The sequence below is a fragment of the Pseudomonas nitroreducens genome (assembly GCF_014204515.1).
Taxonomy (GTDB): Bacteria; Pseudomonadota; Gammaproteobacteria; order Pseudomonadales; family Pseudomonadaceae; genus Pseudomonas; species Pseudomonas nitritireducens_A.
In genome coordinates this window covers 59,345-72,133 of sequence record NZ_JACHLI010000027.1, presented here as the reverse complement: position 1 = coordinate 72,133, position 12,789 = coordinate 59,345, and the positions used below count along the sequence as shown (strand labels likewise).

Genomic DNA, 12,789 nt, shown 5'->3' with positions numbered 1-12,789 from the left:
TGCCGGGAGAAACCGTGGTGTCAGCCGGCACGGACGGCTCCCTCTCCCTCCGAGCGGGGCGCGTAGCCAGGGCTGGGGTGAGGGGAAGAGCCGGCACGAACTGGCCGAAGAAGGCCGTTGCGCCCGGAATTGGGATCAGCCCGCAGTGCGCTCCGAAGGCCGGCGTGCCCCGGCGACGATCTTGTCCACAGCCCTGGCGGCAGCCACCATGCCGAAGGTCGCAGTGACCATCATCACCGCACCGAAACCACCGGCGCAGTCCAGCTTCACGCCTTCACCGACGAAACTCTTGGACTGGCACACCGTGCCGTCCGGCTTGGGGTAGCGCAGCTGTTCGGTGGAGAACACGCACTGCACGCTGTAATGCCGGCCCGGCGTGCGCGAGAAGTTGTAGTCGCGGCGCAGCGTGGAGCGGACCTTGGCAGCCAGCGGGTCGTTGAAGGTCTTGTTCAGGTCGGCGACCTGGATCTGCGTCGGGTCCACCTGCCCGCCCGCGCCGCCGGTGGTGATGATCTGCAGCTTGCGGCGCTTGCACCAGGCGATCAGCGCGGCCTTGGCGGCAACGCTGTCGATGCAGTCGATCACGCAGTCCAGCTGCGGCGTGATGTAGTCCGCCATGGTCTCGCGGGTAACGAAATCGGCTACAGCGTGTACGACGACGCTCGGGTTGATCGCCTTCAGGCGCTCGGCCATGACCTCGACCTTGGGCTTGCCCACGGCGCCCTGGATGGCATGCACCTGGCGGTTGGTGTTGGTGACGCAGACGTCGTCCAGATCGAATAGCGAAATCTCGCCCACACCGCTGCGCGCCAGGGCCTCGGCCGCCCAGGAACCCACGCCGCCGATCCCGACCACCGCCACATGGCTGGCCGCCAGCCGCTCCAGGCCTTCGCGGCCATAAAGCCGGGCGATTCCGCCGAAACGCTGATCATCCAGTTGCATCACCCACACCTCATGTCGAAACGGCCGGCATTCTATACCGGCGGCCAGCGGCACGCCTGCAACAAAGCCGTTTTGCCGCAGTCTCAGCCACGCGCCTGCAGCACATTCTAAACTGTCGGAAAATGCCCACGTACGCCCACACGGCGGACGGCGCCGGCAACCTGTACAGCCCCTGGAGTGCGGGGTAGGATGCGCCCCGACCGGGCTGTCCTGTACAGAGATTGTCCGGCCCCTCCCCGTTCCACCCTTTGGAACCCGATCGCACCATGTCCTCACGCAAGTTCGGCCTCAACCTGGTGGTGTTCGTCGCCCTCGCGGCGCTCTTCACCGGCTTCTGGGCCCTCTACAACCGCCCCGTCAGCGTTCCCGACTGGCCGGAAAGCATTTCCGGATTCTCCTTCTCGCCCTTCCGCCTGAACCAGAATCCGCAGAAGGATCAGTTCCCCAGCGACGACGAAATCCGCTCCGACCTGGAACTGGTCTCGAAGAACACCGACAACATCCGCACCTACTCGGTGAAGGGTTCGCTGGCCGACATCCCGCGCCTGGCCGAAGAACTGGGCATGCGCGTCAGCCTGGGGATATGGATCGGCCCGGACGAGGCGGAGAACGAAGCCGAGATCGAGCGCGGCATCGAGATCGCCAACAACTCGCGCAGTGTGGTGCGGGTGATAGTCGGCAACGAGGCGCTGTTCCGCCGCGAGGTCACCGTCGAGCAGCTGAATGCTTACCTGGACCGCGTGCGCAAGGCGGTGAAGGTGCCGGTGACCACCGCCGAGCAATGGCACATCTACGAGAAGTACCCGGAGCTGGCCAAGCACGTCGACCTGATCGCCGCCCACGTGCTGCCCTACTGGGAATACACGGCGATGAACGACGCCATACCGTTCGTCCTCGAACGCGCCAAGGAGCTGCGCGCCAAGTTCCCACGCAAGCCGTTGCTGCTGGCCGAGGTCGGCTGGCCAAGCAACGGCCGCATGCGCGGCGGCGCCGACGCCACCCAGGCGGACCAGGCGATCTACCTGCGCACGCTGACCAACCTGCTGAACAAGAAGGGCTACAACTACTTCGTCGTCGAGGCCTTCGACCAGCCATGGAAAGTCGGTGACGAAGGCTCGGTCGGCGCCTACTGGGGCGTCTACAACGCCCAGCGCCAGCCCAAGTTCAACTTCGAAGGGCCGGTGGTGAACATCCCGCAATGGCGCGCCCTGGCGGTCGCCTCGGTGGTGATGGCGCTGCTCGCCCTGACCCTGCTGATGATCGACGGCAGCGCCCTGCGCCAGCGCGGCCGGACCTTCCTGACCACGGTGGCCTTCGCCGGCGGCTCGGTGCTGGTGTGGATCGCCTATGACTACAGCCAGCAGTACTCGACCTGGTTCAGCCTGACCGTCGGCGGCCTGCTGGGCATCGGCGCGCTGGGCGTGTTCATTGTCCTGCTCACCGAGGCCCACGAACTGGCCGAGACGGTCTGGGTGCACAAGCGCCGCCGGCCGTTCGACCCGGTGCTCACCGATAGCGGCTACCGGCCCAAGGTCTCGGTGCACGTGCCCTGCTACAACGAGCCGCCGGAGATGATGAAGAAGACCCTGGATGCGCTGTCCAGGCTCGACTATCCGGACTTCGAAGTCCTGATCATCGACAACAACACCAAGGACCCGGCGGTCTGGGAACCGGTGCGCGACTACTGCGAAGTCCTCGGCCCGCGCTTCCGCTTCTTCCACGTCGCACCGCTGGCCGGCTTCAAGGGCGGCGCGCTGAACTACATCCTGCCGCACACCGCGCCGGACGTCGAAGTGGTGGCGGTGATCGACGCCGACTACTGCGTCGAGCCGAACTGGCTCAAGCAGATGGTGCCGCACTTCAGTGACCCGAAGATCGCCGTGGTGCAGTCGCCGCAGGACTACCACGACGGCGAGGAAAACGTCTTCAAGAAGCTCTGCTACGCCGAGTACAAGGGCTTCTTCCACATCGGCATGGTCACCCGCAACGACCGCGACGCGATCATCCAGCATGGCACCATGACCATGATCCGCCGAACGGTGATGGACGAGTTGAAGTGGGCCGACTGGACCATCTGCGAGGACGCCGAGCTGGGCCTGCGGGTGTTCGAGAAGGGCTACTCGGCCGCTTACTCGCACCAGAGCTTCGGCAAGGGCGTGATGCCCGACACCTTCATCGACTATAAGAAGCAGCGCTTCCGCTGGGCCTACGGCGCCATCCAGATCATGAAGGGCCACGCCCGCGCGCTGTTCCAGGGCAAGGACAGCCAGCTCACCCTCGGCCAGCGCTACCACTTCATCGCCGGCTGGCTGCCGTGGATCGCCGACGGCATGAACATCTTCTTCACCGTCGGCGCGCTGCTCTGGTCCTCGGCGATGATCATCGTGCCCAAGCGGGTCGACCCGCCGCTGCTGATCTTCGCCATCCCGCCGCTGGCGCTGTTCTTCTTCAAGTTCGGCAAGATCATGTTCCTCTACCGCCGCGCCGTGGGCGTGGACCTGCTGCGCTCGTTCCAGGCAGCGGTGGCGGGGCTGGCGCTGTCGCACACCATTGCCAAGGCAGTGCTCTACGGGGCGTTCACCAAGACCATCCCGTTCTTCCGCACACCGAAGATGGCCTCCAACCATGGCCTGCTGGTGGCGCTGGCGGAGGCGCGCGAAGAGGTGTTCATCATGCTGCTGTTGTGGGGAGCGGCGCTGGGTATCGTGCTGGTGCAGGGCGTGCCAAGCCGCGACATGATGTTCTGGGTGGCCATGCTGCTGGTGCAGTCGCTGCCCTACCTCGCCGCCCTGGTGATGGCGCTGCTGTCCGCGGCGCCCAAGGCTCAGGAGATGCCGGTGGCAGACACTGCCCCCGCCAGTTGACCTCGAACGCAGGATGGCGTGGAGCGAAGCGATACCCATCAATACCCGGCCAGGCAAGCCGATGGGTATCGCAAGCTCCACCCATCCTACGAAAGCGCCTCACTGAAACGCCGCACGGAGGCGGATCAGGCACCACTTGTCCGTAACCGAGAACGCCGGCCATGCGCCGGCGTTTTTGCTTTAAGATGGGCGCCTTTTTCCGTTCCACCCCCAGGAAGCCCTTAATGTCCCTCTCGCCGACACTGGCCCTCGCCTGCGAGCTGATTCGCCTTCCCTCCGTCACACCGGTCGATGCCGACTGCCAGCAGATGATGATGCAGCGCCTGGACGCCTGCGGTTTCGCCCTGGAGCCCATGCGCATCGAAGAGGTGGATAACTTCTGGGCCCTGCGTCAGGGCCGCGACGGCGCCAAAGCTCCGGTACTGTGCTTCGCCGGCCACACCGACGTGGTTCCCACCGGCCCAGAGGCGGCTTGGCAGCACCAGCCGTTCGACGCGCTGATCGACGCCGACGGCATGCTCTGCGGCCGTGGAGCGGCCGACATGAAAGGCAGCCTGGCGTCGATGATCATTGCTACCGAGCGCTTCGTCGCCGACTACCCGGATCATCGGGGCAGCATCGCCTACCTGATCACCAGCGACGAGGAAGGCCCGGCCCACCACGGCACCAAGGCCGTGGTCGAGCGCCTGAAGACGCGTAACGAGCGCCTGGACTGGTGCATCGTCGGCGAGCCGTCGAGCACCACCCTGGTCGGTGACATCGTCAAGAACGGCCGCCGCGGCTCCCTCGGCGCCACCCTCAGCGTGCGCGGCAAGCAGGGCCACGTGGCCTACCCGCATCTGGCGAAGAACCCGATCCACCTGGCCGCCCCGGCCCTGGCCGAGCTGGCCGCCGAGCACTGGGACAACGGCAACGACTTCTTCCCGCCGACCAGCTTCCAGATCTCCAACATCAACGGCGGCACCGGCGCGACCAACGTGATCCCCGGCGAGCTGAAGGTCATCTTCAACTTCCGCTTCTCCACCGAATCCACCGTGGAAGGCCTGCAGCAGCGCGTTGCGGCCATCCTCGACAAGCACGGCCTGGAGTGGCACATCGACTGGGCGCTGTCCGGCCTGCCGTTCCTCACCCAGCCGGGCGAACTGCTCGATGGCGTAGCGGCGGCAATCCGCGCGGTGACCGGTCGCGAGACCACCCCGTCGACCTCCGGCGGCACCTCCGACGGCCGCTTCATCGCCACCATGGGCACCCAGGTGGTCGAGCTCGGCCCGGTGAACGCCACCATCCACCAGGTGGACGAACGCGTACTGGCCAGCGACCTCGATGTGCTGACCGAAATCTATTACCAGACCCTGGTGCGACTGCTGGCATGAGTGGACCGAACAAAGGCTTCTGCCTGGGCGCTGTACAGCCCGACACCCCGCCGCCCGCCCCGGCCGCCGAGCGCCGTTACGCCCTGCGCGTCTACCAGCTGGCCCAGCGTCGCCGCTCGCTGCCGACCGTGCTGCTGAACGACCTGCCGCAGCCGCTGGTGCCGACTCAGGGTAAGAAGAAATGCTGATCTGCCCGCTGTGCCGAGAGGCGCTGGCCGAAGTCGACAACGGCGTGGCCTGCGCCGCCGGCCACCGTTTCGACCGCGCGCGCCAGGGCTATCTGAACCTGCTGCCGGTGCAGCACAAGAAGAGCCTCGATCCGGGCGACAACGCCGCCATGGTCGAGGCGCGCCGACACTTCCTCGGCGCCGGCCATTACGCGCCGCTGGCCAGGCGCCTGGCAGAACTGGCCGCCGAGCGCGCGCCGGGCCGCTGGCTGGATATCGGCTGCGGCGAGGGCTACTACACCGCACAACTGGGTGAAGCCCTGCCGCAGGCCGACGGCTATGCCCTGGATATCTCCCGCGAAGCGGTCAAGCGCGCCTGCAAGCGCGCTCCGCAACTGACCTGGATGGTCGCCAGCATGGCCCGCGTGCCGCTGGCCGATGCCTCCTGCCAGCTGCTGGCCAGCGTGTTCAGCCCGATCGACTGGAAAGAAGCAGCTCGCCTGCTCACGCCCGGCGGCGGCGTGCTGCGCCTGGGCCCGGCACGCGATCACCTGCTGGAACTGCGCCAGCGCCTGTACGACGAAGTGCGCGAGTACGTCGAGGACAAGCACCTCGCCGACCTGCCCGACGAACTCCAGCTGGCGCACACCGAACAACTCAGCTTCAAGCTTGCGCTGGACACCCGTGAAGCCCGCGAGCACCTGCTGGCGATGACGCCCCACGGCTGGCGGGTCAACCCCGAGCGGCGCGAGCGCATCCTCGCCGAGCCCTTCGAGGTGACGGTCGCGGTACGCTACGATTGGCTAGTACGCCAAGAACCCTGAAGCCGGCCCAAGGCCGGCCTGCGCTCGCTCATGCGGCGTTAAAAACAAATTCAAAATGCTCATTTACTGCACGTAAACTCCGCTTTTGAATTTATTTTTGCCTAGCCTGAGCATCGCTCGGCTCGGCCTTGAACCGGCTTACGAGGACGCCATGCGCCAACCGGATATCGAGATCTACATCAAGGATGCCGACCAGGCCGCCGTCGGCGCCTGGCTGGAAAAGGCCCTTGGACCCTGCTCCGAATGGCGTGCCCAGGGGGAGACCTTCAAGTGCACCGCCGGCAGCACTCCCGCCACCTGGCTGCCCAAGGCCGTGGGCAAGTGGAACAGCCTGTTCCTGGACAGCGACCAGACCCCGTGGGACGACGACGTCGCCTGCGCCCGCGACGCCTGCGCAGCTCTGGGCGTGGAAGTACGCTGCGCACCGGGCAGCTGGAGCGAGGACCAGGGCGAGGAAGACGCGGATCGCTGGCTGAAAGTGACCGCTGCAGGCGTCGAAGAAATCACCTGGCGCACGGGCTGAGCCTCGGCTTGCACAAGGCTGGAAAAACAAAGGCCCGTCCAATGGACGGGCCTTTGTGGTTTCGGGGGCTCAGACCTTGGAGACGTCTTCTGCCTGCAGGCCTTTCTGACCCTGGATCACCGAGAACTCCACTTTCTGGCCTTCGACCAGGGAGCGGTGACCATCGCCACGAATGGCACGGTAGTGGACGAAAACGTCCGGACCGCTATCGCGTTGAATGAATCCATAACCTTTGGCGTCATTGAACCACTTGACGGTTCCGACCTCACGATCAGCCATTACCACACTCTCCAACTTGCCTATTATTTTTGGGTGGCCCCCGGGAATGAGGACTTCGGCAGTCGCCGGCTGAACGCTTTCCTTATCATCCAACCCGCGCCACCAGGCACGTAGGAAGGTAATTCGAATAACGCCCAAGGGCGACAGCGCTCCCGAGTATATAAATCAAAAGTTACAGCTGAAAAGCACTTTTTCAACCAGCCCGCGCCCCTATGACCAATCGAGCCAAAGTGCCATTTTTCGGGGCCTGCAGAGCCATTTTGGTGCTCGTTACCCAGCGTAACGAAAGTGTTTCGAACCCGGACCTTTTCACACTTTCAGGCCACTTTCCGCGGGTAGTTTCGTTTCCCTTCCGGCAATTGGCCGCTGTTGTCGAAACTCCTTCAACGACAGCAATAACGGGGCCTCGCGTTTTACCTGCGACGATATGCCCGATCATTTGGCCGCTGAATACTCCCGCTATCGGGCGACAGGCTCCTCTCCGATATAGAGCGAGACATTCCTCAAACTCTTTATCCAGCGGACAGGCATGCACCATCACTGATCCTCATAGCGCTGACCTCGCTGCCTACGCCCGCGCAATGCTCCAGCCGCCAACTCCCCGTCCGGGCGAGCGCTCCGACAAGGGAATCGCAGCCGGAACGTCCCCATGGAACCTCCCGGGAAAGGCGTTTTTCAAATGGCAGGACAGCCCGCGGCCAGCAGGCGCTCGCGCGCTGCGCACGGAACGCTCGCGACTTTGCTGGCGGGGCCTAATCCGGCAAACTAGCCGGCCTGAGCAATCGCTCGTTTTACCTTCGAAAGCCAAAGGGCCTGTATGCCTCGTTACCCGTTCCGCCGCTTCGGTTTCGGTGCCCTGCGCCGCCTGCTGTACCTCTGGGTGCGCTCGGAAACCATCAACCAGTCGGCCTTCAGCCTGAAGATCGACCGCAGCAAACCGGTCCTCTACGTCCTGCAGCAGCCCTCGGTGAGCGACCTCGCCGTGGTCGACACCGAATGCCGCAAGGCCGGCCTGCCGCGTCCGGTGATGCCGGTGGCAGTGGGTGAATCCATCGAGCCTGCGGCCTTCTTCTACCTGACGCCGGAACCTGACTGGCTCGGCCGCCAGGACAAGCGCGGCGCCCCGCCGGCGCTGGTGCGCATGCTCGGCGCGATTGGCCAGAACGGCATCGACGATGCGCAGATCGTCCCGGTCAGCGTGTTCTGGGGCCAGTCGCCGGACAGCGAGAAGAGCGCCTGGAAGCTGCTGTTCGCCGACAACTGGGCGGTCACCGGACGCCTGCGCAAGCTGGCGCGCATCCTGATTCTCGGGCGCAAGACCCGCGTTCAGTTCTCCGCGCCGATCCACCTGCGTGAACTGGTGGAGCAGAACAAGGGCCATGAGCGCACCCTGCGCATGGTCCAGCGCATCCTGCGCGTGCACTTCCGCAACCAGAAGACCGCGGTGATCGGCCCGGACCTCTCGCACCGTCGCACCCTGGTCAAAGGCCTGCTACGCGCGCCGCTGGTGCGCCAGGCGATCCAGGAAGAATGCGAGACTCAGAAGATTTCCCAGGACAAGGCCGAGACCTTGGCACTGCGTTACGCCAACGAGATCGCCGCCGACGTCTCCTACCCGGTGATCCGCTTCCTCGAAGTGACCCTGACCTGGTTCTGGAACAAGCTCTACGAGGGGGTGAAGGTCAACCACATCGAGCGCGTGCAGGAAGTCGCCCAGGGCCACGAGATCGTCTACGTGCCCTGCCATCGCAGCCACATCGACTACCTGCTGCTGTCCTACCTGCTGTTCCGCAACGGCCTGACCCCGCCGCACATCGCCGCCGGCATCAACCTCAACATGCCGGTGGTGGGCTCGATCCTGCGCCGTGGCGGCGCCTTCTTCATGCGCCGCAGCTTCAAGGGCAACCAGCTGTACACCGCGGTGTTCAACGAATACCTGCACACCCTGTTCAGCCGCGGCTTCTCCACCGAGTACTTCGTCGAAGGCGGGCGCTCGCGCACCGGGCGCATGCTGCACCCGCGTACCGGCATGCTGGCGATCACCCTGCGCAGCTTCCTGCGCGACTCGCGCCGGCCCATCGTCTTCGTCCCCGTGTACATCGGCTACGAGCGCGTGCTCGAAGGCCGCACCTACCTGGGCGAACTGCGTGGCGCAGAGAAGAAGAAGGAATCGATCTTCGACATCTTCAAGGTGGTCGGCGCGCTGCGGCAGCGCTTCGGCCAGGTCTGGGTGAACTTCGGCGAGCCGATCCACCTGGATAAATTCCTCGACCAGCAGCAGCCGGACTGGCGCCAGCAGGAGCTGGGCCCGGAATACCGCCCGGCCTGGCTGTCGGAAACCACCAACCACCTGGCCCGCGACGTTGCCCGCCACCTCAACGACGCCGCGGCGATCAACCCGGTGAACCTGGTGGCGCTGGCGCTGCTTTCCACTACCCGCCTGGCCCTGGACGAAACCGCCCTGGCACGGGTGATCGACCTTTACCTCGACCTGTTGCGCAAGGTCCCCTACTCCCCCAGCGCCACGCTGCCCGAGGGCGACGGCCAGCAACTGATCGAGTACGTGAAGAGCATGAACCTGCTCAGCGAGCAGAAGGACGCCCTCGGCCGTATCTGCTACCTCGACGAGCAGAACGCGGTACTGATGACCTACTACCGCAACAACGTGCTGCACATATTCGCCCTGCCGGCGCTGATCGCCAGCTTCTTCCAGAACAGCGGGAGGATCAGCCGCGAGCAGCTGCTGCGCTATACCCGCGCGCTCTACCCCTACCTACAGGCCGAACTGTTCATCCGCTGGAGCCTGGACGAGCTGGACGCGGTGGTCGACCAGTGGCTGCAGGCCATGGTCGCCAGCGAACTGCTCAAGCAGGAAAACGACACTTTCATCCGCCCGCCGCCCAGCTCGCGCCAGTACGTGCTGCTGACCCTGCTGGCCCGCGCCATCGCCCAGACCCTGCAGCGCTTCTACATGTCCATCTCGCTGGTGCTCAACGCTGGGCAGAAGCAGCTCAGCGCCGAGGAACTGGAAAACCTCTGCACCGTGATGGCCCAGCGCGTATCGGTGCTCCACGGTCTCAACGCCCCGGAGTTCTTCGACAAGAGCCTGTTCCGCCATTTCATCCAGACCCTGCTCGACGAAGGCGTGCTGCGCAAAGATGAGAACGGCAAGCTGAGCTACCACGAACTGCTCGGCGAACTGGCCGAAGGCGCCGCCAAGCGTGTGCTGCCGGCGGAGATCCGGCTGTCCATCCGCCAGGTGGCGCTGGAGCGGCCTGCCCAGGAAGAAAGCACCGCCGAAGAAGCACCGCCGGCCAGCCCGAGCTGAGCCAGCCAGCCAGCACTCACGCCGGCAGCTTGACGCCCCTGCGCCGCGACCGATAGATTTCTGACGATCTACGGTCGCGGCCAGGGACGCTCCTTGTGTTCAACCGGATTCTGATCGTCTGCGTCGGCAACATCTGCCGCAGTCCCATTGCCGAACATCTACTGCGCGAGTCCTTGCGGGGCACCGACATTGCCGTCGGTTCGGCCGGCCTGGGGGCGCTGGTCGGCCATCCGATCGAGAGCACCGCGCTGGCCATCCTGCGCCGCCACGAGCAGCATCCCCAACCCCATCGGGCCCGGCAACTCACTCCTGAACTGGTCCACGAAGCCAACCTGGTGCTGGTGATGGAGCACGTTCAGGTCCAGAGCGTCATCCGCCTCGCCCCCGAGGCGCGGGGCAAGACCTTCCTGCTCGGCAAGTGGCAGGCCGACCAGGAAATCCCCGACCCCTACCGCCAGGGCCCGGAAGCCTTCGAGCGCGCCTATGCACTGATCGAGTCCGCCGTCACTCCCTGGGGCGAGAGACTGGGAAATCGCCGATAATTTGACGCAATATTTTCACTCCGAAAAAAGCGTCAGAAAACCTTACAAAGCGATGATGAAAAGGACTACGCTCTAGCCCAGCAAGACCATATTCAGCTGTTTGGTCGCCTAGTTACTGCGTGTAATTTTCCAGGGGCCTGCATCGCTTTATGAAAATCCTGCACATCACCGAATCCTTCGGCGGCGGCGTCACCTCGGCCATCAACTCCTACATCCTCAACTCCCAGCAGCACGAACACTACCTGCTGGCCTCGGTGCGCAAAGGCGATACCACCGGGGAGGAAGGCCAGGGCCTGTTCAAGCACAGGGAACTGGTGCCACGGCGCCTTTCCAGCCTGGCGCGGGTGAAGCCCTACATCGACCGCGTGCAACCGGACGTCATCCACCTGCACAGCACCTACGCCGGCGCCCTGATCCGCGCACTGCCGTTCATCCCGGCGCACAAGGTGATCTACACACCGCACGGTTTCGCCTTCCTGCGCGGCGACCATCCGCTCATGCTCAAAGCCTATCGACTGATCGAGAATGCCCTGGCGAAGCGCACCGCAGTGATCGCCGGCTGCGGCAAGGACGAGCAACGCATCGCTGGCGAGCTGGTAAGACCTGAACAAGCCTGGGGCCTGGTCAATGTCTGCGACGAATTGCCGGTGGTTCCCAGCATCCGCAGCCTGACCGACAAACCGGTGGTGGGCATGGTCGGCCGCATCAGCCGGCAGAAGGGCCACGACTACTTCCGCGCTCTGGCCTCAGCCTGCCAGGACGTGGCGCACTTCAAATGGATCGGCGGCGGCGACCCGCGCGCCATGGCTGACCTGGAGCAGGCCGGCATCGAAGTGACCGGCTGGCGCCCGCGCAGCGAGGTGGTCGCCCACATGAAAGGGCTGGACCTGTATTTCCACAGCGCGGCGTGGGATGGCTTTCCGATCTCCGTGCTGGAAGCGGCCAAGCTGGAGCTGCCCATCGCCCTGCGCAGCATCGGCCCCTTCGAGGCGGAGCATCTGACGACCGCCAGGAATCTCGATGAAGCCTGCCGTCAGGTCACCGCCTTTGCGGATGCCGCCCCCGAAACCAGAGCCAATCTGCTGCGAAACAGCCTCAACATTCAGGCTCTGCATTCCCGAGAGCACCTGCGTTCCTCGCTGGAAGACCTGTACGCGCGCTTCAGTTCCTCCCGTGTCGAAGGACTGGCTGTCAGCCGCTAGCGGATAGGTGTGATCACCTGGGAAACATCCCCGTTCTAGAGCGGCCAGGGCCTCCTTGAAGGCCCGAGCGCCGTTCTAATGCAGGCACTTGCTCACTGGCGCAATGCCGTCACTCAACTCCGCTTCGCGCCTGTGGGAGTACTACCCACACCCACCCAGCATCTGCCTGCGCAGCCATCAGAACTTTCCTAAAGGCCCCGTTTGGCCGGATAGCGCATTGAATCGCTTTCTGGTGGAGCTTAATTTCGCCTGCCCTAGGTTCAACCCCATTCACTAACGGCGGAATTCAGCGTGTTCAATCAGGTGCTCATCGTCTGCGTCGGCAATATCTGCCGCAGCCCCACGGCAGAGCACCTGCTGCGCGAAGCCGTGCGGGACAGCAACATCCGACTTGGATCGGCGGGCCTGGGAGCACTGGTGGATAAGCCGCTGGAGAGCAAAGCCCTGGCCACTCTTGCAAGGCACGGTCACCAGCCGCCCCCCCATCGCGCACGGCAACTGACACAGGACCTCCTGCAGCAGTCGGATCTGGTGCTGGTCATGGAGCGCAAACACCTGCGCGACCTCACCCAGTACTCCCCGCAATCCCGAGGCAAGACCTTCCTGCTCGGCAAATGGCAGAACGACCGTGAAATCCCTGATCCCTACCGCCAAGGTTCCGCGGCCTTCGAGCATGCCTACGCCTTGATCGAAGAGGCCGTCTCCTCATGGTCGAAATACCTCCGCACCACTCGATAAGCGCTCA

The 12,789-nt window shown here is 64.6% G+C and carries 11 protein-coding genes; 9 read left to right on the top strand and 2 right to left on the bottom strand.

Going from position 1 to position 12,789, the window contains the following annotated elements; translation table 11 throughout:
* Window positions 1-135: 135 nt before the first annotated feature.
* Window positions 136-942, bottom strand: a complete 807-nt coding sequence (gene tcdA, locus HNP46_RS26325) for a tRNA cyclic N6-threonylcarbamoyladenosine(37) synthase TcdA (protein WP_184594893.1) — start codon at window positions 940-942, stop codon at window positions 136-138.
* Between the two features lie 266 nt (window positions 943-1,208).
* On the opposite strand from tcdA, the gene HNP46_RS26320 reads away from it, so the two are divergent.
* The 5 genes from HNP46_RS26320 to HNP46_RS26300 all read left to right on the top strand — a co-directional run bounded on the left by HNP46_RS26320 (window position 1,209) and on the right by HNP46_RS26300 (window position 6,693).
* Window positions 1,209-3,806, top strand: coding sequence for a glycosyltransferase (locus HNP46_RS26320; protein WP_184594891.1), 2,598 nt, complete (start codon window positions 1,209-1,211; stop codon window positions 3,804-3,806).
* Window positions 3,807-4,030: 224 nt separating this feature from the next.
* A complete protein-coding gene (gene dapE / locus HNP46_RS26315; RefSeq protein ID WP_184594889.1) occupies window positions 4,031-5,179 on the top strand; it encodes a succinyl-diaminopimelate desuccinylase in 1,149 nt (382 codons plus the stop codon).
* Entirely contained in the window at window positions 5,176-5,367 is a 192-nt protein-coding gene (locus HNP46_RS26310) for a hypothetical protein (protein ID WP_184594887.1), read from the top strand. The genes dapE and HNP46_RS26310 overlap by 4 nt, the downstream gene beginning before the upstream one ends.
* Window positions 5,361-6,170 carry a putative RNA methyltransferase gene (locus HNP46_RS26305; RefSeq protein ID WP_184594885.1) on the top strand — a complete coding sequence of 270 codons (810 nt, stop codon included), beginning with the start codon at window positions 5,361-5,363 and terminating at the stop codon, window positions 6,168-6,170. The genes HNP46_RS26310 and HNP46_RS26305 overlap by 7 nt, the downstream gene beginning before the upstream one ends.
* 151 nt (window positions 6,171-6,321) lie before the next feature.
* Window positions 6,322-6,693: a hypothetical protein gene (locus HNP46_RS26300; protein WP_184594883.1), complete on the top strand. Its 372-nt coding sequence runs from the start codon at window positions 6,322-6,324 to the stop codon at window positions 6,691-6,693.
* Between the two features lie 69 nt (window positions 6,694-6,762).
* On the opposite strand, the gene HNP46_RS26295 is transcribed toward HNP46_RS26300, so the two are convergent.
* Window positions 6,763-6,972 carry a cold-shock protein gene (locus tag HNP46_RS26295; protein WP_045209986.1) on the bottom strand — a complete coding sequence of 70 codons (210 nt, stop codon included), beginning with the start codon at window positions 6,970-6,972 and terminating at the stop codon, window positions 6,763-6,765.
* An 817-nt stretch (window positions 6,973-7,789) separates the two neighbouring features.
* Here HNP46_RS26295 and plsB point away from each other — a divergent pair.
* From plsB to HNP46_RS26275, 4 genes are all read left to right on the top strand, one after another.
* The gene (gene plsB, locus HNP46_RS26290; protein WP_184594881.1) at window positions 7,790-10,300 is read left to right on the top strand and encodes a glycerol-3-phosphate 1-O-acyltransferase PlsB; all 2,511 of its coding nucleotides are present in this window, start codon (window positions 7,790-7,792) and stop codon (window positions 10,298-10,300) included.
* Between the two features lie 95 nt (window positions 10,301-10,395).
* Window positions 10,396-10,842, top strand: a complete 447-nt coding sequence (locus HNP46_RS26285) for a low molecular weight protein-tyrosine-phosphatase (RefSeq protein ID WP_184594879.1) — start codon at window positions 10,396-10,398, stop codon at window positions 10,840-10,842.
* 149 nt (window positions 10,843-10,991) lie between these two features.
* Window positions 10,992-12,044 (top strand): glycosyltransferase family 4 protein, encoded by a 1,053-nt coding sequence (locus tag HNP46_RS26280; protein WP_184594877.1) that lies wholly within the window; start codon window positions 10,992-10,994, stop codon window positions 12,042-12,044.
* Between the two features lie 291 nt (window positions 12,045-12,335).
* Complete coding sequence (locus tag HNP46_RS26275) at window positions 12,336-12,782, top strand: low molecular weight protein-tyrosine-phosphatase (RefSeq protein ID WP_184594874.1); 447 nt, start codon at window positions 12,336-12,338, stop codon at window positions 12,780-12,782.
* Window positions 12,783-12,789: the final 7 nt, after the last annotated feature.